The organism is Bacillus timonensis, from assembly GCF_000285535.1.
Lineage (GTDB): Bacteria > Bacillota > Bacilli > Bacillales > Bacillaceae_L > Ferdinandcohnia > Ferdinandcohnia timonensis.
This window is the reverse complement of record NZ_HE610985.1, coordinates 297,591-321,581: the sequence shown is the minus strand read 5'-3', so window position 1 is coordinate 321,581 and position 23,991 is coordinate 297,591. Positions and strand designations below refer to the sequence as shown.

At 37.7% G+C, this 23,991-nt stretch carries 21 protein-coding genes; 5 read left to right on the top strand and 16 right to left on the bottom strand.

The features are described 5' to 3' along the window. Positions 1-125: 125 nt before the first annotated feature. The 3 genes from BTHG_RS01890 to BTHG_RS24050 all read left to right on the top strand — a co-directional run bounded on the left by BTHG_RS01890 (position 126) and on the right by BTHG_RS24050 (position 3,359). A complete protein-coding gene (locus BTHG_RS01890; RefSeq protein WP_010281404.1) occupies positions 126-1,676 on the top strand; it encodes a Na+/H+ antiporter NhaC family protein in 1,551 nt (516 codons plus the stop codon). A gap of 112 nt (positions 1,677-1,788) precedes the next feature. Beyond that, entirely contained in the window at positions 1,789-2,484 is a 696-nt protein-coding gene (locus tag BTHG_RS01885; protein ID WP_010281401.1) for a FadR/GntR family transcriptional regulator, read from the top strand. Between the two features lie 176 nt (positions 2,485-2,660). Next, a complete protein-coding gene (locus tag BTHG_RS24050) occupies positions 2,661-3,359 on the top strand; it encodes a cell wall hydrolase (protein ID WP_010281390.1) in 699 nt (232 codons plus the stop codon). A gap of 124 nt (positions 3,360-3,483) precedes the next feature. Here the strand turns inward: BTHG_RS24050 and BTHG_RS01875 are convergent, their stop codons facing one another. Next, entirely contained in the window at positions 3,484-4,236 is a 753-nt protein-coding gene (locus BTHG_RS01875; protein WP_010281388.1) for an ABC transporter permease, read from the bottom strand. Then, the gene (locus tag BTHG_RS01870) at positions 4,233-4,961 is read right to left on the bottom strand and encodes an ABC transporter ATP-binding protein (protein WP_010281386.1); all 729 of its coding nucleotides are present in this window, start codon (positions 4,959-4,961) and stop codon (positions 4,233-4,235) included. The genes BTHG_RS01875 and BTHG_RS01870 overlap by 4 nt, the downstream gene beginning before the upstream one ends. Positions 4,962-5,108: 147 nt before the next feature. On the opposite strand from BTHG_RS01870, the gene BTHG_RS01865 reads away from it, so the two are divergent. Further along, positions 5,109-6,431, top strand: a complete 1,323-nt coding sequence (locus BTHG_RS01865; RefSeq protein WP_010281384.1) for an FAD-dependent oxidoreductase — start codon at positions 5,109-5,111, stop codon at positions 6,429-6,431. An 84-nt stretch (positions 6,432-6,515) separates the two neighbouring features. On the opposite strand, the gene BTHG_RS01860 is transcribed toward BTHG_RS01865, so the two are convergent. The 13 genes from BTHG_RS01860 to BTHG_RS01800 form a co-directional block, all read right to left on the bottom strand. After that, positions 6,516-7,070 carry a hypothetical protein gene (locus tag BTHG_RS01860; RefSeq protein WP_010281381.1) on the bottom strand — a complete coding sequence of 185 codons (555 nt, stop codon included), beginning with the start codon at positions 7,068-7,070 and terminating at the stop codon, positions 6,516-6,518. A 398-nt stretch (positions 7,071-7,468) separates the two neighbouring features. Continuing rightward, positions 7,469-8,092: an SGNH/GDSL hydrolase family protein gene (locus BTHG_RS01855; protein ID WP_010281380.1), complete on the bottom strand. Its 624-nt coding sequence runs from the start codon at positions 8,090-8,092 to the stop codon at positions 7,469-7,471. Between the two features lie 38 nt (positions 8,093-8,130). Beyond that, positions 8,131-8,865, bottom strand: coding sequence for a hypothetical protein (locus BTHG_RS01850; RefSeq protein ID WP_010281377.1), 735 nt, complete (start codon positions 8,863-8,865; stop codon positions 8,131-8,133). 119 nt (positions 8,866-8,984) lie between these two features. After that, positions 8,985-9,698 carry a hypothetical protein gene (locus tag BTHG_RS01845; RefSeq protein WP_010281374.1) on the bottom strand — a complete coding sequence of 238 codons (714 nt, stop codon included), beginning with the start codon at positions 9,696-9,698 and terminating at the stop codon, positions 8,985-8,987. 13 nt (positions 9,699-9,711) lie between these two features. Continuing rightward, positions 9,712-11,556, bottom strand: a complete 1,845-nt coding sequence (locus BTHG_RS01840) for a hypothetical protein (protein ID WP_010281372.1) — start codon at positions 11,554-11,556, stop codon at positions 9,712-9,714. A 27-nt stretch (positions 11,557-11,583) separates the two neighbouring features. Further along, entirely contained in the window at positions 11,584-13,161 is a 1,578-nt protein-coding gene (locus BTHG_RS01835; protein ID WP_010281369.1) for an FAD-dependent oxidoreductase, read from the bottom strand. Positions 13,162-13,202: 41 nt separating this feature from the next. Beyond that, positions 13,203-14,177 carry a Gfo/Idh/MocA family protein gene (locus BTHG_RS01830; RefSeq protein ID WP_010281366.1) on the bottom strand — a complete coding sequence of 325 codons (975 nt, stop codon included), beginning with the start codon at positions 14,175-14,177 and terminating at the stop codon, positions 13,203-13,205. Position 14,178: 1 nt separating this feature from the next. Beyond that, positions 14,179-15,168 carry a Gfo/Idh/MocA family protein gene (locus tag BTHG_RS01825; RefSeq protein ID WP_010281363.1) on the bottom strand — a complete coding sequence of 330 codons (990 nt, stop codon included), beginning with the start codon at positions 15,166-15,168 and terminating at the stop codon, positions 14,179-14,181. A gap of 62 nt (positions 15,169-15,230) precedes the next feature. Next, complete coding sequence (locus tag BTHG_RS01820) at positions 15,231-17,114, bottom strand: beta-N-acetylhexosaminidase (RefSeq protein WP_010281360.1); 1,884 nt, start codon at positions 17,112-17,114, stop codon at positions 15,231-15,233. Positions 17,115-17,160: 46 nt separating this feature from the next. Then, positions 17,161-18,315, bottom strand: a complete 1,155-nt coding sequence (gene nagA, locus BTHG_RS01815) for an N-acetylglucosamine-6-phosphate deacetylase (protein ID WP_010281358.1) — start codon at positions 18,313-18,315, stop codon at positions 17,161-17,163. A gap of 41 nt (positions 18,316-18,356) precedes the next feature. Continuing rightward, the gene (locus BTHG_RS01810; RefSeq protein ID WP_010281354.1) at positions 18,357-19,361 is read right to left on the bottom strand and encodes a zinc-dependent alcohol dehydrogenase; all 1,005 of its coding nucleotides are present in this window, start codon (positions 19,359-19,361) and stop codon (positions 18,357-18,359) included. Positions 19,362-19,382: 21 nt separating this feature from the next. After that, entirely contained in the window at positions 19,383-20,438 is a 1,056-nt protein-coding gene (locus tag BTHG_RS01805; RefSeq protein ID WP_010281352.1) for a dihydrodipicolinate synthase family protein, read from the bottom strand. Further along, positions 20,438-21,454: an NAD-dependent epimerase/dehydratase family protein gene (locus BTHG_RS01800; protein WP_010281348.1), complete on the bottom strand. Its 1,017-nt coding sequence runs from the start codon at positions 21,452-21,454 to the stop codon at positions 20,438-20,440. Before BTHG_RS01800 ends, BTHG_RS01805 begins: the two co-directional genes overlap by 1 nt. A gap of 222 nt (positions 21,455-21,676) precedes the next feature. Between BTHG_RS01800 and BTHG_RS01795 the strand changes: the two genes are divergently transcribed. Beyond that, positions 21,677-23,032, top strand: a complete 1,356-nt coding sequence (locus BTHG_RS01795) for a hypothetical protein (protein WP_010281346.1) — start codon at positions 21,677-21,679, stop codon at positions 23,030-23,032. A gap of 54 nt (positions 23,033-23,086) precedes the next feature. Here BTHG_RS01795 and BTHG_RS01790 read toward each other — a convergent pair whose 3' ends face one another. After that, a complete protein-coding gene (locus BTHG_RS01790; protein WP_010281344.1) occupies positions 23,087-23,986 on the bottom strand; it encodes a Gfo/Idh/MocA family protein in 900 nt (299 codons plus the stop codon). Positions 23,987-23,991: the final 5 nt, after the last annotated feature.

Sequence of the window (23,991 nt, the reverse complement as noted above, 5' to 3'; positions counted from 1 at the left end):
ATTCGTGACTAGACTTGTAATTTTCGAATTAAAATTCCCCCATTGTTTATGCAAGTCACGAATGATTTTTTATAAAACAATGTAAGCGATTACAATTATGTTCTATTATTAAAGGGGGTTCATAAATGGAAGGTACAATTTTTTCACTGATTCCACCGGTTGTAACGATTGCCATTATCATCTTTACGAAGCGCTTATTTTTATCATTAGGTATTGGAATCGCATTAGGTGCACTGCTTTATAATCAATGGAATATCATTGATAGTGTTGTCAATGTCTATCAAATCATGTCTTCGGTATTAATAGGTGATGGCAAAGTCTTATTGTTCGTAGTGTTAATTGGTATACTCTCCTCCCTTCTCTATCTTTCAGGCGGGATATATGCGTTTTCTGAATGGGGAGTAAAGGTTGCAAAAACAAGAGTTCAAGCCCAGATGGCCACGATGTTTCTAGGTTTTTTCACATGGTTTGATGATGCCTTTAGCTGTCTATTCCGCGGTAGCGTAATGAGATCTGTTACCGATAAATACCAAATTTCTCACTCTAAATTATCTTATTTAATCCACTCAACCTCTGCACCAATCGCTCTTCTCATTCCTATTTCAGGACTCGCAGCTTTTATTACGTCCATTATTGCAGGTGTTTTAACCGCTAATGAGATTACTTCCTACCAAGCTTTAGAAGCATTTTTACTAGCAATTCCAACGAACTATTATACGATTACCACGATTGTCCTTGTGTTTATTGTGGCATATTTTGGTATTAATGTTGGGCAAATGCGTAAGGATGAAAATCGTGCAGTTGAAGAAGACATTTTATTTGATACAAAAAGAGGTAAGGTTCCAGGTTCTGAAGATACAAAGCTGCCTACAAGAAATGACGGAAAAATGGCTGATTTAGTATTCCCTGTTTTAACATTAATTATCGTAACAGTGATTTCTGCAATCTGGATTGGACGTTCAAGTGCAGAAGGCCCCATTACTGCTTTTGACGTTCTAATTAACACGGATATTATTCTTTCCTTAGTATATGGTGCAATTGCGGCTGACCTTGTTATATTAACTAGACTGCTCATGAAAAAAACGTCCGCCGAACATTTAAAGATCTCAGCACTTGCAGGAATCAAAACGACACTACCGAGTGTAGCCATTCTCTTCCTTGCATTAGTTACAGCGGGAGTGATTTCTTCACTAGGTGTTGGTGAATATTTAGCAACATTAATTGATGGAAATCTGCATCTTGCCTGGCTACCAGTTATTTTCTTTGTTTTTGCAGCGTTTATTTCTTATTCCATTGGAAGTACGCTTGGCACGGCTGGCCTGATGATTCCAATTGGAGCTGAAATTGTCGCGACAATGGATGTCACGTTTCTTATCCCAGTAATTGGTGCCGTTTTAGCAGGAACTGTATTTGGAGAACATACGTCACCATTATCTGATACTACCATTCTTGCTTCGATTGGAAGTTCAGTCCACCCTATTGATCATATGGTGACACAGCTCCCTTATGCAGTACTTTCAAGTATTTCTTCCATTATTGGCTTCATCGTTCTTGGATTTACTCAAAATATTGTAATCGGCTTGATAACAGCAATCCTTGTAATGGCCATAGGTGCCTATCTTTTAAAAATGCGGCTCAATAAAATTCAAACCTTACATGGGGAAATTGCGAAATAGATTAATAGGTCAATTCATCCCCCCTTTTACATATAATTAGGGGGGATGTTGTTTTATAGCAATATAGGTAGAATTTAACATTATTGTACTAGATATGAAAGGTGATAGAAAAATGATCGAACCAGTAAAACGTTTGAATGTGACGGATAGTATCGTTAACCAAATTAAGGACCTTGTTCTTCAAGGCAAGTTAAATGAAGGTGATAAACTTCCTCCTGAACGAGAGCTTATGAATTTGTTTGAGGTAGGAAGGCCATCCTTAAGGGAAGCGTTAAAAGTTTTGGAAGCACAAGGATTAATTGAGAAAACGCAAAAAGGTACAATAATTACAGGTAATCATGATAAGTTTTTCTCTGACTCCCTCATGTTTCAGCTCTATTTTTCCTCAGCAGACTGGCAAGATATTTTTGAGGCGCGAAGATTTCTAGAGAGAGAATTAACCTATTTAGCAACAACAAGGGCTAGTTCTGAAGACTTTGATGAAATCGAACATACCATTGATGAGATGGAGCTTTCAATTCACGATAACAATCAATCCGTGTATGTCACTTCAAATCTGCTCTTTCATGAAAGAATTGCGAAAGCATCGAAAAACCTTGTCTTATTCAATCTATATGAATCCATTAATAATTTAATCAAGCACTCTCAAGAAAAAGGAGTGACTGTTCTAGGGGTTATGAATGAGTCACTTAATTACCATAAATCTATTCTAGACGCGATGAGGCAGCGAAACCCAGAACTCGCCAGCAGCCTTATGGTAAAACACATTAATAGTGTCGAAGGCTACTTTCAAAAAAGCCAAAAATGATGAAAAGGGACGGTCCTCTTCATGAAGAAGAAACCGTCCCTTTTTCTAGTATTTGGAAGATAGACAAGGCTGTAATCTACCTGTAAAGAAACTGTAATACTAATCTACTTATTTTTTTCATAGAAATGAGTCATAGAGAGTTACCAAGTACTAAATTGACTAGGAGGACTATTACTATGAAAAAAATACTATTTGGACTAGCGATCTTTATAGCATCTCTATTTTTTGCGGATCAAGCATTTGCTTATACAGTACAAAAAGGTGACACAATGTCAGAAATTGCACGTAAGCATGACATAACTTTAGAAGAATTAGCAGTGATGAACCCACAAGTAAAAGATTTAGACCTGATTATTGTCGGGCAGCACATACATACAGAGGGACATGATAACTCCCCTAAATTATTTATAGGAATGAATGTCGAGAAAAAAGAAGAAGTTGTCGTTGCTACGCAAGAAACGGTAAAGGAAGAAAAAGTTGTAACAGAAGTAAAGAGTGTTTCAACAAATTATAATTTTTCTACGGATGAGTTAGATTTATTAGCAAGAATTGTACGAGCAGAAGCTCAAGCTGAACCTTTTGAAGGAAAAGTTGCTGTTGCGGCTGTTGTATTAAATCGAGTAGAAAGCCCCAAATTCCCTAATACAATTCGAGACGTAATTTATCAACGTGGCCAGTTCCAGCCTGTAAGAAATGGTGCAATTAATAAACCAGCTGATGAAGAGTCTAAAAAAGCAGTGCGCGCTGCACTGACTGAAATGAGGCATATCGCAAAGGAAGCATTGTTCTTTTATAATCCTACCACAGCTACAAGTCGCTGGCTGGATTCAAGAACGACTGCCGTAAAGATTGGACGACATGTGTTCAAATATTAGTTTCATTAACCTTAGAAAACAAATTAGGTGTACCTGATACTGTGGTAGTGGTCGCCTGTTAAATCATATAGATAAATGCCTGATCCTTTCAAAGGTTCAGGCATTTTTGGTTTTTGAGCTCTTATTATCTTATCTTCAAAAATTGCATTCGTTGGTTGAATAGTGTTGGATAGGATAAAAATCCGAGCATGATACTTGTTACCGCCGCTGTTGTTAAAAGCAAAAAGAGTACAAGCAATTGAAATTGTACAGCTTGAACGGGACTGGCTCCTGCGATGATCTGACCGCTCATCATGCCTGGAAGTTGAACAAGCCCGATTGTTTTTTGACTTTCAATCGTTGGAATCATACTTGCCTTAATCGATGTGATGAGCTGTGTATGAATCGCTTGTTTTGGGTTTCCTCCTAAGGACAGAATAAGTTCCGTTTGTTCTTGGTGGGTATCAACCTCAGCAGTGAATCGGTTTAAAAATAAAATCGCAAGAACCATCGAATTGCCGACTACCATCCCACTGATAGGAATGATGTACTGTGCTGTTGCAGGTGTAATGTGAAAACCAAGTAAAATAGCTTGTGTAAGCACTTCGATAAAAACTAACGTCGCCGCTACTTTCCAAGTTATTCCTTTAATCGTCTTTCCTTTTTTTCTTGCATTTTGAGTTGCCGCAACAATCATTACAATGACCATTAGAAAAATATAAATGAGACTTTCGGTTTCGAAGACAAATTTTAAAATGTACCCGACCGCAAACAATTGAATAATCGAGCGGACAACCGCGATAGTTGTGTCTTTTTCCAAGCCCAAGTTAAAGGCTTTCGATAAAAAAATGGGAATCAGTACAAAAATGAGTGCGATAGCTAAAGCAAGTGTATTCATTCCATCTCCCCCTTCACAAATTGTTTTACTTTATGATGAGTAGGAGATTTCAACAATGTGCTTTTTCCTGTTTCAATGACTTCCCCTTCCATTAACACCCACACATAGTCGCCTATTTCAATGGCTTGTTGGATGTTATGGGTAATCCAGATAATGGTTACCTTGTACTTTTTGTTGATTTTTTCGATTAGTTCTTCAATTTCTGTTTTAGAAACGCGATCAAGCGCAGATGTTATTTCATCCAACAACATGATTTGAGGCTGGTTAACGAGCGTACGCGCAATAGACACTTTCTGACGCTGTCCACCCGATAAGTCTCGGACATCTCGATGTAATAATTCTTCTTCAAGTCCAACGTCTTCTATTAAATCTTTCGCTGTACTTTTCTCAAGTTTTTTCCCTTGGAGCGTCAATGGTAAAGATATATTATGAAAAACAGTCCCGTTTACCATTGGTGCATTTTGCAGCGCAATTCCAACATTCCGGCGTAATTCAACTGGCTCGAATGTATTGATATCCTTTTCCTTTATGTAAATTTCACCGGAGTCCGGAGACAAGAGTCCATTACAAAGCTTAAGCAATGTTGATTTCCCCGCTCCAGATGGCCCAACTAATGACGTAATCGTTCCTTCATAAAAAGAACCTGTGATATTTTTTAAAATATGTTTGTTGTCTGCATGAAAATTAACATTTTTAAAATGAATGGCAGGTTTTAATGTTTGCATATTTTTCCCTTCCTAAACGCGATATCTATAAGATAACATACGTGTGCCATACTAGATAACAGATTTACATCATTATTATGTACCTTTTTTGGCGATTGCCATTTACAATAGAAAAAGGAATAATTCGATGTAGGAGTGTTGTCACAAATGTTGGATAAAAACAAAGTAATCATTATTGGCGGAGGAATCGCTGGAAAATTGGCAGCGCGAGTTCTTTCAAATTACTATAAAGAAATAATGATAATAGAGCAAGATTCTGAGGTTTCTTCACCTGCACCAAGAAAAGGTGCACCACAAGGTAATCATATCCATGCATTGCTGCACGCTGGAGAACACGGGCTTGAAGAGCTCTTTCCTGGAATTACTGAAAAATTTCAGTCAACAGGTGCAGTAGTAATCAATTCAACTAAGGATCTTGCATGGCACCATCATGGAGTGTGGAAGCTACGCTATGATGGTAGTTACACAACAACACTCCAAACAAGACCTCACTTGGAATGGCATATTAACCAATATATAATACAGGATAAAAATATTATCATTCAATATAATCAAAGTGTTAAAAAATTTATTTATGACGAGGTAAAAAATCGAATTACTGGGATTGAACTAAAAAATGGCTCCGTAATTCATGCTGACCTTGTTGTAGATGCGAGTGGAGCAAGTAGTTTCTCCCATCGTTGGCTAACCGAAAAAGGCATACACATCCCTGCTGAACAAGTTAAAATTGACTTAACATACGTCAGTCAGATTGTAGAGTTACCAGAAAATGATGATCGAGACTGGACAATAAAGCTGCTTTATCCAAATCCACCTCACGAAAAAATGGCCGGGTCCATTTCAAGAGTAGAGGGAAATCGATATTTGGTAACATTCATTGGATATCATGACAGCATTACTAGTAAAGAGAAGATTACTAGTTTAGTAGAGTTAGCGAAAAAACTATCAAAATCCGATATTTATCATGAATTACAAAATGCTAACCCCGTCACGGATATATCTATTTATCGGGTGCCACATATTACATGGAGAAAAATTGACAAGGTAAAGAATTTGCCTGAGGGTCTTTTAATGATTGGGGATACGATATGTAGAATTGATCCCTTTTTCGGTCAAGGAATGAGTATTGCAGTAGTAGAAGCACTTGCATTAAAAGGTATTTTAGAAACACAGTCTCAAGAAAATATTGCACAAAAATTTCATCAAGAAGCTGCGAAAATCATAGCTCCAATTTGGAATATGGTCCTAACTGAGGATTTTCGATATCCTGAGACGACTGGTAAAAAACCACTCGGACTCCCTATCCTCCAATGGTATGCCAAAAACGTATTTCTTTTATCAGGGAAAGACGAGAAAATTTATGATTCTTTTATTAAGGTGATGAACCTAAAACGGCCGATGACGATATTAATGAAGCCGAGAATAGTATTTGAAGTATTAAAGTGTTCTTTCAAAAAAAGCGCTGAATGAACGAAATGAAATAAAATCCCGGAGGATGTAGGTATATACATCCTCCGGGATACTAGTATCTCTAACTAAAATGGAACAACTTGTTTAGCTTAAGACCACACCTTCCTTTAGTTCTTCATGATAAATCCACGCATTCTGTTCAGGTGTTGTGGCACCAATCCATACGAAACGTGGATCTGGTCCATGTGAACCATTAAAGGTGACGACTAAATGTTTATAAAGTTTTAGATTATGTTCAGCTTCCTCTCGGAAAAACGAAAGCTGAGGATTGTACAGACGATTTCCTTCCGTGTATTCATTTCTGTATTCACTATATTCCGGTAGATCTTCCGGTCGTTTTACTTGGCTGAAGGTCACTACGATTTTTCTCGTTTCGAAAAATAGCAAAACATATTCATAGGATAACCCTGCGGTTCTTATTTCGGGTGTTACATTTAATTCTGGATGTTGATTCGCGATGTGGTAGATGGAGTCGAAAACATAAGAGGCACGTTGTCTGGAGATGAAGTTTCTTTCAGTGATGAGTTCGGGTTTCCCTTCTCTGTCCTTATAGAAACGCTCTAATCCGCGTCTAATTCCTTTGATTATTAATTGTCTTTCTGCACTGCTTATGTAAAATTCGTTAGTAGAATCTAGCAAGAATCGAACCTCCCTATTCCTTTGTTTTTATAATTATACCTTTACGAGAGTGTCGAAAAGTGTTAGATTCTGGTTCGTATATGAAACTTATTGATTTTACCTACAGTTGGTAAAATGAAAGCAAATAAAAAAGAGTTGCCCGGAAAGTCATTGAAAATGACATTTTAGGTCAACCCTTCTTTTTTATAGTATTGTCGCTTAAAACGTGAAGTTGATTTCCACTGCAGGCACTCGCTTTCCGCGGGCGGTCCGGGAGCCTCCTCGTCGCAAGCTCCAGTGGGGTCTCCCCTGGCCCCGCTTTTCCCGCAGGAGTCTCGTACCTTCCGCTCCAATCAACAAACTTTTAAAATTAAATACGTTCCTTGATTTGGACTATCTAGAGATTTCCTCGCATAAACTTAATTATTACCAAGTAGCTCGTTTGTTGCTTGTATCCATGTTTTTGCCATGAGCATATTCCCTGTGGTGTTCATATGGACACCGTCTATCGTAAGAGGAAATTCTTTCTTGTATGTTAAAAACGCAAGAAATGCCTGATGTGTTGGAACAACGACTGCGTGGTATTTTTCTGCTAGTTGATGCATGATATCAACATAGGGTTTTAACATTATATTTCCTTTTCCCTGAATATCCTCTGATATTACCGTAGGTTCCATTAAAACGATTGTTGCATTAGTTTTTTGCTTCGTAGTAATAAGAAGTTGCTCTAGTACTTCTTCAAACCGGTTTGGTAACACTTGTTCGATGTCAGGAGAATCCACTTGTCTCCATACATCATTGATTCCGATAGAAATCGAAACAATATCGGGAAGATAAGAAATCACATCACGGTCCCACCGTTCTGCTAAATCTATTACCCGATTTCCACTAATCCCTTTGTTTATAATTTCTAGATTCCTATCAGGATAGGAAATCTTTAAATAGTCATGTAACAAACGTACATAACCAGTTCCTATCGAATCATCCTCGCTCATTCCCCACCACGTAATACTGTCACCAATAAACATAATTCGCTGTTTCATCATTTCCCCCCTATGCCTTACTGTATGTAATTCGACTCTTATTCTACCTTTTCCTTCCACTCTTGTAAGTAAATCTCTAGCATTTCACACACATAATGAAGATAAAAAGTAATCATACTGTATGGGTCTTTCATTTCTGAGTTAAAATCAACTTTAAATGGTTCAAGTTCATTTTTCCATTTGTGTAGGTCATAGATAATACGATGTAAGTCCTCACACTCTTTCACTTTTTCAGGATCTATTACCCTACTCGGAAATAGTGGGACATTCCATTTCGATACTCCTGAGAGGGTAGACTCCATTTTGGTAAGTACATTCTTGGCCACTATTTGATGCTCATTAAAGATGGAGTAAAAGTCTTTTTCAATTTCTTCAAAGTCATCGCCCCACGTTAATCGTGCAAAATAGTAACTGTTCATTAGCTGTATGGATTGCCATGGAAACTGGAAATCTCGTTCATTCACATTTTCTTTTGGAATGTATGGAACAATCAGATTGACCATTTGGCTAATTCCCAACTTTGAATACAGATTGATATCTTCATAAATCCTATGAAATAAAGGTGGGAATAGATTCCCTAACATAAAATGGTCACTATAGTATTCAAATATTGTAATTTCTTTATGTGTGTCTTTTGTTAATTGACACCATTTTTGTAAAGCATTATAGGCTCGTTCCTCATTATTAAAAGATTGCTGGTAATTGCGACCCCAGTATGCGTATAACGTATCTACCGTTTTCGAACTATCGAAACGATCTGGTAACTCTAACATATCCCAAGATAATCCCGCATTGTAAGCGATATGCTCTACTTCTAAACTAGGAATTTGCTCTTTTACTTGTTCAGTAAATGCAATGTATTTGGATAAAAAATCTTGATCATCGTTTATCCCTATATCGGCTGGCCATAAAGATAACCTTTTGATAGATGGTGTTTTTTCGAGATAATTTTTATTTTATCAATTAGTAAACCTTTCCAACTATCATCTGAATAATTAATCTGCCTTTTATCCGAAACAGAGATATCACGTAATAAGTAGTGCATGCTATGACCACCAATGGTAATGGTGAACCCACGTTTTTCGATCTCTTTTTCAATTTCTGATTTTACCTTGTCCCATAACATAAACGTAAAAAACAGTTCATTTATATAGTGTTTAGCTGCCCAATCGATGATTTGTAAAAGGAATGAGGTGTCATCATAATTTTCAATAACCAACCCTCTTCTACCCATTTTCCCAGTATGAAGGGTTGATGATTCAAAACTTGCATCCTTGTATACTATATTTTCTTTGGATAAAAAATGAACCCACTTGTAACCAAATAGTTTTTTACAAGTATGATAAACACCATAAAGTACCGACCTAGGATTTGAGCCGATGATATAAATCTCGCTGTTCTTTTGTACTAGTTGAAAAGTGTCAATTGTCGAGTTTTTCTTTAATGTAGGTTGTTCAACTAAACCCTTTTCAATAAAATCTTGTTCCATCCCTAACACAAAAGTATACGGAATGGGCTGTCCGACTTGTTGGATATACTTAAGCAGTTCTTCTTTCGCATATACGACAGGTTTTTCATCAGTAAGAATGCTGCATGTTACTGACATAGTGCGCCTCCTCTCACAAATCCAATAAGGATTGATCTAGTTCTTTTAAAATAAGGCTTGAGAGAATAATTGCATTTGTCCATCCGCTTTCTATCACATATGCACCCCAGCCAGTGTCACCATTATTGCCAAAATACTCTCCACTCTCGAGATGAAAAGACCGCATCCATCCACCATCAAATTCCTTTTTTGAAGAAGTAATCTGAATGGAGGCTAAAAATTGAACAAGCTTTTCATGTAACTCTTTAACTTTTGGGTCGCCAGTTGCTTTCCAAGCCTCCCATGAATTCATTAGTAAGAAATTATTCGTATATAATTGGTCCGCAATTCCTTCTCCATTCATTCGGAACACTCCTGTGTCCTCTGTACCATAGCGGTCAGGCTCTGGATTATCACTTTCCTCAATTCCACCTAAATCATGTTGATGGTTAGTTAAGTACTCCAGTACTTCTTGTAGCCCTTTTAGAATGATTTCATCCTTTGTAACGGCATACATTTGTGCTAATGACAGTAAGAATCTACTATAACCAGCCGTCTTACTATACATAAACTTTAAATCTCTTTTATTTTCAAGCAGTGTTAAGGTACCCTGATACGCCGTTTGTAAAAAAGCATCATCCTTTGAAACAAAATAAGCTTGGATAAAAGCAGCATGAACAATTGCTTCAAAATGAGGATTCATACTGGCCAATGTTGAATTTTTGAAATATGCGGTACCATTATCAAGTAATTCTTGTTCACGAATACATTCTGGTCTAAGTCCGTTTTTATTTTGGGTTTGTAAAAGAGCATAAGCGGTTAATAAACCTCTCTCTTTATATTCCGTTTTACCTGTTTTCCGGTATAAATATAGTAGGACAAGTGTTACCCAACTATTATCATCTGAAAAAATTTGATCTGGCTTTCTTTTCGGACTTTGAAACCATTTCCAAAAACCATATGTTGCTGAATCAGGATCGGTATCCTGATAACCGGCTTCAAATAAGTAGTTTAATAAATTATTAGAACGCTCAATCCATTTTTGTTCGTTTGCATATTCTCCATAAAGATAAAATAACAGGGCTGTATGTGCATGACAATCAGGACGATAGTCTTTACTAATATCACTTCGAATCGAATGTATATTTTCATAAATTCCGAGACAACCATCTTCCTTTGGTAAAATACCAGAGGTTAAAAACCAGTTCATCCCTTTTTCAATTGTCTTTTTACTATTCGTTTCTTTTGTCGGGAGAATGATTGGTTGTTTGCTCTGTAGTGGCAAATGGTAATCGGTTTGTAACCAGTTGATAACCTGATTCCATAACCAATTAGGCCGTAACGCCCAATACTGTTCATTGCCTAAAAAAGAAAACGTCGAAAAAATGGCTTTTCCTTTCCCATGGTTTTTCACAACAATACCAGGGTATTTTCCTTCTTCATCCGTCGAATGTGTCTCTTTAAAATTACCTATATTTAGCAATCTTTCGGTGTCAAAGGTAAAGCCTGTTATAAAGGGCCCATGCCATTCGAGCAGCTGCCCTTTTTTACAATAGCTATTCTCACGTGATATCACTAGTTTTTCTAATCGACGATGGGTTACGGTAAAATCTTGCTTGAATCCAAAAAGACGGGAAGATGGGAAGTCATCACAATTGATGAGCTCCCCATATACCATCCCTCCATGTTCCACAAAATTCCATAGCTTTTCAAGCATCTCATATGACAATTTCATTGGTTTTCCATTGTCATGACCATTTATAAAAATACATGAATAGGAATGGAGGTCTTCTTGTAAAAGATTATTGATGTCTGAAAAATAGTGAGTAAAGATTACTTGATTTTTCATTTTCATACTTTTGTCAACGAGAGCTATCATTCCTTATCCACTCCACTCTATTTTTTATCAGATTTTATGAATTTTGGGCCACTCTAGTTCAATTCCCGCTTTCACTAAATGCGACTGAAAATCTCTTAATTTTCCTTCCTGACTCCTGACTTCTTGTGGGACGATTTCATGGTCAATACAATAGGCTGCTAGGTGGCCGGCTGCTTCCCCGATATTCCATTCGACCGGATGAAGTCGATAACAGCCATTCGTAATGTGTGTGGTCCCAATATTTTTACTTGCAGGCAACACGTTTTTAACACGAATAGGAAGTAAACTGCCGAGTGGAATTTGAAATGGATGAGATGAAAAATCAATATACGTATTCATTCCTGTACTCGGATGCAGATCTAAGCGATAACTTCCAATTCCGACGCTATCAGGAAAATAGGTTGCACTGTCTTTCCCTTCAATTTCACCACTAATATGTTGTTCTTTTACTGTAAATTGTGCTTTAATTCTTCTTGATTCTCGAATATAAGGGTACATTGCCAAGCCATCTTCAGTACCTAACACATCTTTTCGTAATCGAATGCCAGGATAACCTTTTCCACCATCTGGACGTGGTGCCTCCGTTTGCATCCAATAAAGTAAAGACAAACTTAGTTGTTTGGCATTATATAAATGCTTTTCTTTTTCTTCATCGGATACATCAATGATAGGACCTAACCAATAATCATTTTGAGGCCAATTAACGATTGTCATATCACTTTGAAATGTACCTGGTTCAAAATTATTTTTATCAATTATTCTACGATAATTCCAAAGTGAAAAACGATTAGGCTCATAGAATAAGGAATACTCAATCGGCTCCAATGTATGAGGGACAAGTCCCCACCAGCTTAATTGCTTAGCTGGCCAAAAGTCAGCTTGATAGTTTTTCCAAAACTCATATTGTGCAGGCTTTTCGATTGTATGATTTTCTCCTTCAATATGATCAATCGCAAAACAATACGTAAAAGCCTGCATATTAAATGGCTCTGCATCCTTTGGTGCATGGGGTTCTCCAGTTTCAACCTGTGATTCTGCACCGGTAACATATTCAACTCCAGCAAGTGGTAAAACATCACCCACTTCTGTTGCATCCAAAAAATACGCTCCTTTTAAAAGGTAAGAATAGCCAGTACTTGTATGTTGAACAGTCACAGCTTGAACGTCATCTTGTTTTGTTTCAGCATGTATGATTTTATATTCTGTTAATAATGTTAGCTTTCCATTGCTTATATAAGGTGCAAGCATATCGTAGAGTACCCTTAATGCAACTCTTGGCTCGTGACTTATTTTACTTACAATGGCAGTACCAGGATTAAATTGATCATTCGTTCGTTCAATATTTTTTACTGGAAGATTAGCAACATAATATTCTCTTATTTTTTTACGGAAAGTCCGATAACTTCTTGTCGCTCCAAAGCTTTCAATCCAAGGATGCTCGTCCGGTGGCACTCCTTGGTTTGTAATTTGACCGCCAATCCATTTTGTCTCTTCTGTTAAGATGACGTTTTTTCCGGATTGTAAGGCAGAAAGTGCCGCAGCACACCCGCCAAGGCCTCCTCCAATTATCACAATATCCGCTTGTAATTCTTGTGAGACTGTCATTTACTCACCCCTATTTTTAGTAACTGAACATTCTTTCATGGTTAGCTTAATTTTACTGGTGCTTTTTTCTCGAAAGATTGATAGGCGGCTAGTGCTACCTCCACCGCTTTCAAGCCTGAATGGCCTGTCGCAAGTGGTGCTTTTCCTTCTTTTATACTTGCAACAAAATCCTCAATCAGACCTGCGTCCATATCATCTCCCCAGCTAATCCAATTGACCCCGTCCTGATTGGAGTAGAAATCGATTTTTTGAGCGAAAGCATCAATTTTCAAACTGCCATTTGTCCCGATAATTTCCATTGTGACATCGCCCCATGTAGGATAGGCACTATTTCTTGACCAGCTGCAATCGAGAGTGGCAAACATGCCATTTGTAAATTCCATCGTTAAAATTCCACAATCGTCAATTTCATGATCAATATAGACATTGCCAATTTCAGCGTATACTTCCTTCACTTCAGCCCCTGTAAACCATCTCATAATATCGACAACGTGTACCGTATGGTCGAGTACTGCTCCACCACCTGATTTCTCCTTGTCAATAAACCAACCACCAGGATTGGTTCCACGATTTGTCCCTTTAATGGCTAAAATATCACCTAATACACCTTTTTCAATTACCTTTTTTGCTTCCAGAATAGGTGTATTGAATCGGACAGGAAACGCCGTTCCTAGCAGTACTCCATGTTGTTCACAGACTCGAATCATATCTTCAATGTCTTTTACATTAGTGGCTAACGGCTTTTCACATAGTACATGTTTACCAGCTTTAGCAGCTGCAATTACATGTTGATGGTGTAAACTATTTTCGGAGGTAACAATAACCGCATCAATGTCAGTGTCGAGTAAATCTTGATAATTTTTATAATAAACGGTGTCAAAAAGCTGTGAATTTTTCGTACCTCTATCCTCATTATCATCGGCAATTCCAGCTAATGTGACATCTTCCATTTCATTTATAACAGACGCATAACTATTCGCGTGCATATGGGCAAAGCTAATGATGCCAATTTTCATGTTAGTTTTCCCCCTTTTGACCAAGTGTTACAGGTAAACCTGTTTTTAAAGATTGAAGGGCTGCAATTGATATTTCCATCGCTCTATAGGCATCTTCAGCTGTTACAATCGGCGTTTCATTTGTTTTTAAACATTTCAAGAAATGCTGGAGTTCGGTAAAGTAAGGTGATCTTCTCAAAGGACTTTGAGGTACTTGAACACCACCTACATCTCCATTTGATTGCTTTATGGAAAGGAAAACAGGTTCTTCTTTAGAACTATCATAATCAACAATCCCATTTGTTCCAGCAAACTCAAATTGAGTCGAAAATGTTTGATGGACCCACGAACCCTCAACATGTGCGATTACCCCTGATTGAAAGGCTACTGTCACAATTGCATAATGAAGGTTAGGAAGACCTTTTGCATATACTCGCTCCACTTCTCCAAAGTTCCAGCGTAAAAAATCAAAATCATGAATAATTAAATCTAGTATCACGCCACCACTTTTCGCTGCATTTGAATACCAATCGGTCCAACCTGCGGGGAAATTTCCACCTCGTCTTGTTCGAACGACTCCAATCTCCCCAATTGCACCATTGGCAACGAGCTCTTTTGCTTTTGCATACTGCGGGAAGAAACGAACAACATGCCCAACAAATAATTTCACCTGTTTTTTATCACAGTAGTCCATCATTTCCTTTGCATCTTCAAGTGTATAAGCTAATGGTTTTTCACAAATAACATCAATTCCAAAATCAGCAGCTTTCATGACATACTCTTTATGCAGGAAAGTCGGAACACAAACATCAATCACATCAATATGTTCGAGTGTATTTACCGCCTCTTCTATGCTTTCAAAAACGATGGTATCTTTATCACCGATAACTTCCTGTGCTTGTTCTGTTCGTTTGTCTACAATCCCAACGACACGAACATCTTTCATCGCATAATAGGAATTAGCATGTTCCTTTCCCATTGTTCCTGCACCAATTAATAAAACGTGTTGCATACAATCCCCCTCTTTCCTCATATTCCCTAAGTTGCCTCTTATATTTGGATACGTTTACAAAACTACCAATTTAAATTACCTGCCGTTGCAATTCGATGGTAAAAGTGATTCCCTAAAGAGCCTTCCAGAATTCCATTTGGACCATCATGTAGTAATCTCTTTTCTTCTAATTCTTCAATTCTATCAATTTTACCTTCTAGCCATTGTTGAATCCGTATTTGAGTTGTTTCCAAACGGGCAAGAAGTCCTCCATAGCGAAATTCAATAATCTCCCAACCAAATGGTTTATATAATGAAAACCAAACATCCCTATGTTTAGAGTGTAATAGACGTACCTCGTTAATCATTCCTTTAACCAATTCAAGAAGGTCTGACATACTCTCTTTATCACTTCTGTCATATGCTTGCTTCAACTGAATGCCTAATTCTGCCTTTACACTTAAAACCTTTGCTACTTGTTCATAGAACTCAAATAGTTGAACGGCATTCGGGTTTCTTTCCTTTGCTGCCTTTAATTGAGGGACTAGCTTTTGATAATGTTCATTCATTTGAAGTCCGCGAATATTTTCATCAAATAAACCGATTAGCAGATCCTGCCACAATAAGAACTTTGATGCATTAGATGAATTTAAATTGTTTTTCATCACACCTGGGGTTTCATCCAATTGATTTAGGATGAGATAATCCTCTAAAATTCCACCTGTACAAAACTGAAAGCGCTGTGCTAAATGTTCTTTTGTAACTATTTCGTGATAGGTGTGTTCCGCATAAAGTTGAATGACAGGTAGCGCCGATGTAAGCGGAGTTTCTGCTCCATTGTCACCCCATAATGTCGTAAAAACTTCTTCGAGGCCATCTTTTTTACACGCTGTTAGTGCAGCTTCTGTCGTTACAAATGCTCTTCCGTAATTTGGGGAAATGCCATTCCATGTCCATGCCCCACCTGCAAAAAGGGTATTTCTTCCTAACTCTTTATGTTTTTGAAGATAAGAAGTATAAAACTCTTCATCTGCATGATAATAATCCCAATAAACAAGTTGGACATTTTCAGGTATAGACTCAATTGCTTCTTTTGGAATATGGACGTCATTATCATAATATCCACCATGTTTTGAGCCTAAGCGGAAATACATATCACTCCAAATCATTGGATTTAGACCTTGTGCCTCAGCGATAGATACAACTTTGTCTAGATGTTTGTTCATAATGTCAAAACGGTTTTCATATCCGTGTAAATCTAGATATCTACCTAACCCGAGCTGATGAGCTTCGTCCATCCCTAAATGAATCCGGTTTGATCTAAATGGTTTTGATGCAGCCTTAATCATACTTTCAATAAAATGGTATGTTTTTGATTCACCAACTAATAAGATATCAGCAGTATCTCTTATTTCTTGAGCATAGCCCCATTTTAATGCCATTGTTAAATGGGCAAGTGTTTGAATACATGGAATCATTTCTATACCTAGAGCATCTGCATATTCATCACATATTTTTAATTCGTCTTCCGTATATCTACCACGCATATATCCAAAATACGGATATTCTGGAACTTCATACGTATCTTCTGTATAAAGCATAACGACATTTAACCCCATAACTGCCAATTTCCTAAGTAGACCTTGTACCTCATCTACTTTCAATACGGCATTTCGGGAAACGTCCAACATGATACCACTTGTTTGAAAATGGGGTTGTTCAGTTAACTCAAATTCTCCATTTTTTTGATAGTTCTCTAACCAGACCCCGATTGCGCGATAAAAGTGGATTTTTTCTTGATAAAAGATTTCACCTTTTCCATCCTTATTCAGTACTTGAATAGGACCTACCCTTTGTGTAACTGTAATCGGGTAGCCATTTTCGTGTAATTCAATATTCAATTCATCTGTTAAAAACTCTAATCCTTTTAAAATTGAATTTGTTTCACCCATAACATTTATTTTCATTGTGGATACCTCTTTTCGTTTTTCACGTAACGATTACTTACTAAGCTCAAAAAACAAAGTTGCCGTCTATAATCGTACTTTTCACTTCTAATTCAGTTGATAAAATGACAAGATCGGCATCATAGCCCACTGCAATTCTGCCTTTTCGATGGCTGACTCCAGATACAATAGCTGGATTATAGGTGGCCATCTGCACGGCCTCTTCAATTGGGACAGAACAAGTAAAAACAATATATTGAACTGCTTTGTCTAGAGTTAAAGCACTTCCTGCAAGGCTTCCATTCGCCAATGTTACTTTACCATCTTGTTTGTAGACTGTTTTCCCACCAATTTGATGACATCCTTCAGGTAATTGATTCGTTCCGGTGCAATCGGATATTAATGTTATGTGGTCGACGCCTTTCATTTTGTAAAGTAACTCAATTATTTTCGAATGTAGATGTATGCCATCAGCTATCATTTCGCAGTGTAATTCTTCTTTATCGAGAGCTGCAAATGCAACTGTTAAATTCCGATGTGTGATTGGAGCCATTCCATTGAAACAATGGGTAATTCTCGATAATCCATACTCAATTGCCTGTTCAATTTCCTCATAGGAAGCATCTGTATGTCCTGCGGATATAGCCACTTTTTTGTCATGTAATAATTTAATAACCTCGAGTCCATGTGGAAGCTCTGGAGCCAATGTTACAATGCGAATCAAATCTTCAGCGATATGCAGGGTGGAACGAACTCCCTCTATTTCAGGTTCTATTATGTACTCCTCTTTTTGAGCACCCTTATATTTTTGATTAATCCAAGGGCCTTCCAAATGAATACCAAGTAGCTGAGCACCATTACGTTTTTCAGCAGCTACTTGTTTACTTAATAAAAGGAAGGTTTTAATATCATCTAATGTGGCTGCCCTTGAAGTTGACAAGAAACTTGTCACTCCAAAGGATGGAAGCCCATCTTGAATACGATAAAAACCTTCCTTTGTACGATCCATAAAATCATCACCATTGAGACCGTGTATATGTGTGTCAATATAACCAGGACAGATCCACCCATCTACTTGGTAGAAGGGCAGATCCTCTTTTTTTCTATCATCTTTCTTGCCAACGAAAATAATTTTTCCATCTTTGATTTCAAGAAGCCTATTTTTATAGATTCTTTTATCAGTAACAACATTTCCTTGTAAGTAAAAGTGGTTACACATCATCTGATTTCAAAATCCTTTCCGTTTACAACCTTCTTCTTCGTTTACGTAAAATGAATTAATTTTGTAAGTGTTGTAGATTCTTTGTTTAACAGTTTTTCAAATTCATGTGGCGCATCAGTAAGTTCAACAATTTCTGAAATAAATGGCTGAACATCAATTCTTTTTTCCTTAATAAGACGCACATATTCTTCTAAGTTCCTACCTTCTGTCCAGCGAACATATTCATAAGGATAATCAATGGCTTCCCTTTCATATACACTGTCATATCTTCCAGGACCACCAGCACGTGAAATGAGTAACTGCGCCTCTTTGCCAAACATTAAGTCTCTTGGGAAGTCTGGCTCGATATCACCGACAATAACAGCCTTGCCTTTTTTACGGATCCATTTCAGACATTCATGAGTAAGTGGAGAGCGCTTTCCTCCTGCACATAAAAGGACGGCATCTGCTCCTTGAGAATTTGTTTCAATGTTTATAGCCTTTTCCATTGCTTCTACGGACGAAAATGATTTAATTTTTTCTTTCTCTAGCATTTCTACTCGACTTTCGTGGAGATCATACGCGATTACATTAAAAGCTGCGGCGTTAGCAATTTTGGCAATCAATTGTCCTAAAACTCCTAACCCAACGATTACGATGGTTTCACCAAATTGAAGGTTAGCAATTCGAAGTGCATGAATTGCAATCGCACCAAGACCACCTAATGCAGCTTCCTTTGGATCTACGGTATCAGGAACCTTTGCATACAAGGTTTTCGGTACACATAAATATTCATCATGGTGTACATAGGGCGCACCGTAACAAGCGACGAGATCTCCCTTTTTCACGTCCGTGATGTTACTTCCACATTCCACTACTTCACCCATCGCACTGTAACCAAGGTGAAGCTGCTTATTTTCACTAATCGCTAGCATCGATAATTCAGTGCCTGGGGAAATAACAGAATACAACGTTTTAACTAATATATAGGAAGGTTTTCCCTCTATACTTGGCATTTCATCTTCTATAATTTCAACTTTTTTGTTGTGGGCTACAATTCGTTTCATTCGAAATCCTTCTTCCGTCGATTATTTAGCCAACCATTTTGATAGATTTGCTTTTACAAATTCATCATCATGTAAATGAGGGTAGCTAGCATAAATACGGTCTAATTCTTCTGCCTGACCTGGACTTAGTACTTCACGATCAACCAAACACCAATTTCCTTGAAGCAATCCTTGTCTTGCTAAGATTTCATTAATACCAGCGATGCTTCCTTTAAAGCGATTTCGCGCATCAAATATGGCTGCATTGGCATCTGTGATTTGTTGTCCTAGAGTCAATAATTCCTTTGGAATGGATTCATGGTTTCTAACCTTTTTAATTTCCTCGAATGTCTCAACGACTCGTTTGGTCCAAACCGACCAATGTCCGAGAAGACCACCAACGATGTTCTTTTCCACCTTTGTATTTCCAACAGTGAATTCAAATGGCGTTAACAAATCATTAACAATGTTGTCGTCATTTCCAGTATATAAAGCAATTTCTTCATTACGAGGCGAATGACTTACCGCACGAACTACATCAATTGAACAATATCTATCAAACGGTGCAATTTTGATGGCATACACATTTGGAATATTGGCAAAGCGCTCCCAAAATTCATAGGAGAAAGTTCTTCCACCTACTGCAGGTTGTAGATAGAACCCAAATACCGGAATAATTTCTGCTACTTTTTCTGTCCGTTCAAGTAATTCTTCTTCAGATAGATGCTGTAAACCACCCATACTCAATAATCCTAAGTCATAGCCTATCTCTTTGCTAAAGGTCGCTTCACGAATGGCTTGTTCTGTCGGCCCGCAAATTCCTGCTACTTTGATAAAATCATCCGAAACATTTGCACGTTTCGTTTCCTCAATGGCAATGGATAACACCTTTTGATAAAGATTGAATTCAGGATCACGAATTTCAAACTGGGTGGTATGAACACCTACTGCAATTCCACCAACACCAGCATCGATATAGTAACGGGTCAGGGCTCGCTGCCCTGCCTCATCAAGCTGTCTTTCTTCTGTCAATGCAAGTGGGTGAGCTGGAATCACTGTGCCCTCATGAAGCTTTTTCTTAACAGCCGAGTTTAGCATTAAAATGCACCCTCTCTTTCTTGGAAATGGGTTGGCTTATTAATGGTATGCCCATCACTCATTACCCAGTGAGCAATCAAATCAATCATCTGTTGAACCGTCACCTTTGGATAGCCGAATAATTTATGGGCAAGTGAAGCATTATTAAGCAACGCTGTAGGACTTTCACTGTTAACAAACAACGGTTCCTTCTCCATTCGTTTACTGAATTCAGTGGCAAGCCATCTTACAGATAATGTTTCAGGTCCAGTTACATTAATAATTTGTGGAGGGTGATTTGTATGTAATAAAGAGCGAATCGCATATTCATTCGCATCACCTTGCCAAATGACATTTACATTTCCCATTGTTAAATCGATTGGTTTACCTTGGTGAACAGATTTTGCAATTTCCAGTAAAACTCCATATCGAAGGTCGATTGCATAATTCAGTCTGAAGAGGACAACAGGTGTTTGGTGTTTATGAGAGAAATAAGTGAGCACTCGTTCTCTTCCTAAGCAGGATTGTGCATATTCACCAACTGGATTTGGAGACACGTCCTCCGTGCATCCATTACTCAATACGGAAGTCAGCGGATAAACATTACCAGTTGAAAATGCAACAATTCGTGAGTCTTTGAACTTTTCAGCGACACGTCCAGGAAGATACGCATTCATCGCCCATGTCCGGTGCTCATTACCAACTGTACCAAATTTCGTTCCAGCCATAAAAATAATGTTTTTCACATTTGGAAGGTTTTGTAGGTCTTCTTCTTTCAAAAGATCTGCTTTGATTGTTTCTATTCCGACTGCCTCTAATTCGTCTATTAAACTCTCATCTGTGAATCGTGCAACCCCAATTACTTTTTTGGGTAAACCTGACTGATCAACAGCTCGCTTCGTTAGTTTGGCTAAAGTCGGTCCCATTTTCCCACTTACACCTAAGATCATGATATCTCCATCAAGTTGTTGAATATCTTTTATTAATGCCTCGCTCGGCGTTGACATAAAATCCTCTAATTCCGCAATCGTTTTCATTTAAATCCTCCTCGTTATGTTTTTTGAAGTTCTAGAATAGGAAAAACATGGTTACTAACTAATTAACTTCATTGTATAATCGACTTTATTAAAAGACAAGTCACTTAAAAGTCTTTAAATAAATCCGGTTTTTTCATTGACAATTGGAAATGTTCCTCTTAATCTAGTAGTAAGATTAATAAAAGACATATTAAGGAAATGTCTTTAAATGGAGATGACGTGATGAAAACAAATCAATTATCAAGTAATAGTACTGAAATTATCATTGGCATTGTAAGTCCTGAAGCACTTGTGAACGAAATTATGAAAGCGCTTGAATCGTTTCCAAATTTTCAACCTTTCTTTCTACATGCAACTCCATCAACGATTGAGCGTAAGGAGATTGAAGACTTGGTCAATAAGGTCGAAGTTCTCCTCTTTATGGAATTTCCAACATATATAAAGGCCAAACAACTTTTTGATTTCGCCATTCCTGCACAATATGTTCCATTAATGGGTACGGGCCTTTATCGGTCTTTATTTTTAATTAAGAATCAATATGATATCAGGCACTTTTCAATCGACACGGTTGATGAGAAATACATCCAAAGGATTCTATATGAATTAGACGAAACCAATTATGAATGTACCTCCTTTCCACATTACAATGAGACGACTACTTTCGAGGCAATTATTGAGTTTCACCAAGAGAATTATCAGAAATTGGGTTCAATTGCCATTACTGGTACCCAGGAAGTTTCATTAAAACTTTCAGAATTGGGAATACCCAATGAATGGGTTACACCAACCTATCAGGACTTAATCGTTTCACTCGAGCGTGCATTGCTTGCGACGGAGGCCCGGAAAAATAAAGAATCGCAAATCGTGTTTGGCATCATTGATATTGATAAATTCGACAAAGCCACCGAAAAATACAAAACGGAACATGAAGTACAATTACTCAAGTTAAAATTTCAACAAATGATGTTGAATTATACAAAACTTCTTGATGGTCATTTGATAAATTCTGGCGGAGATGAATTTTCTTTTATTACAACACGTGGTATTTTCGAAAGAGAAACACGTGGATATAAATTCATCCCATTGTTGAATTCAGCAAAAACAGAACTAGGTGTCTCCATTAGCATCGGTGTAGGGTTCGGGCTTTCTGCAGCTGAAGCAGGTAACCACGCAAGAATCGCTCTTCGTCAATCGAAGGAACTCGGTGGTAATGTCTGCTATATCGTTCGTGAAGACCAAAGTGTGATCGGTCCAGTAGACATTATCACGGATACACAATACGAAAAGTATGATTTATCCATCACAGATGCAGAACTACTTAACAAAGCCGAACAGGCCGGTATGTCAGCAGCCTATATGACAAAATTAATGGCACGAGTAGCACGTCATAAAAAATACGATTATACAGCTCAAGAGTTAGCTACGACTTTAAACATTACAACAAGAAGTGCCCATCGAATCCTATTGAAATGGATGGACGCCAATTTAGTAGATATTGTAGGCGAAGAAAAAATTACCTATAAAGGTAGACCAAGACGGATTTATCGTCTTAGCTTTATCCTAGATGAGCACGAATAAAAAAGATGAGGCGGCGGGAACTATATTACCCGCTGTCTTATCCTACTATATCCTTTAAAAAAACACCTGGTTCCCCGTCTCCCTACTTTCATTTGCCGCTTCAATAAAACGAATAATTTCTATCGTTTCATGTAAAGGCACTCTTGTTTTACCGTCCTTAAAAAACTCCAAAACGTTCTCTAATAAACTAGCATAAAAGGGTTTTGAGGATGAGTTAATTGATACATACTCACTCCCTTTTTCAAAATGAATGACCGAACCGAAATCACCATTCCCCTTTCGATTCCCTCTCACCGAACCAATGCGACCATCCTCCCACTCTGAAACAATGACATCAAAATCCTGGTTGGATTCTGACCGAACATGCTTTGCGCCACTACCTAGTATCGTATAAAGCATTTCAACTGAATGAATCCCATACCAAAAATAGCCTGGTTGGGTGTCTACTATCTCCATCGGTCCAAAACAGTCCGCACCAATTATCTTCCCTTTATCCTTAATTGCCAGTGCTTTTGTTAGACTTTCTGCAAAACGCAAAGCAGAAGTGCTCATAATCGGCGTATGATATTTTTCAGATAGTTCCACGATTCCTTTCGCATCGGAAGAAGTTAAGCAAAACGGTTTATCTACAAATATTGGTTTTTTAAACTCAATTATTTTGCTTACTTGATCAAAATGAACCCTTCCATCCACTGACTCTACTAAAACTGCATCACACTGGTCTGCTACTTCTTCGATTGTATCAACGATTTGAACACCATTCTGTTCAACCTCTTTTGTAATAGGACCAATCCGTGTATAACTTAAATCAAAATCAGGTGAACCGACAGGATAGGCCATGACTACTTTCCCACCCCCTACATAAAAGGGGTGGGAAGAATCATTTAACAGTTTTGTAAAAGCAGTTGCATGCGAGGTATCGAGACCAATCATCCCTATTTTTAAATCCTTCATACATT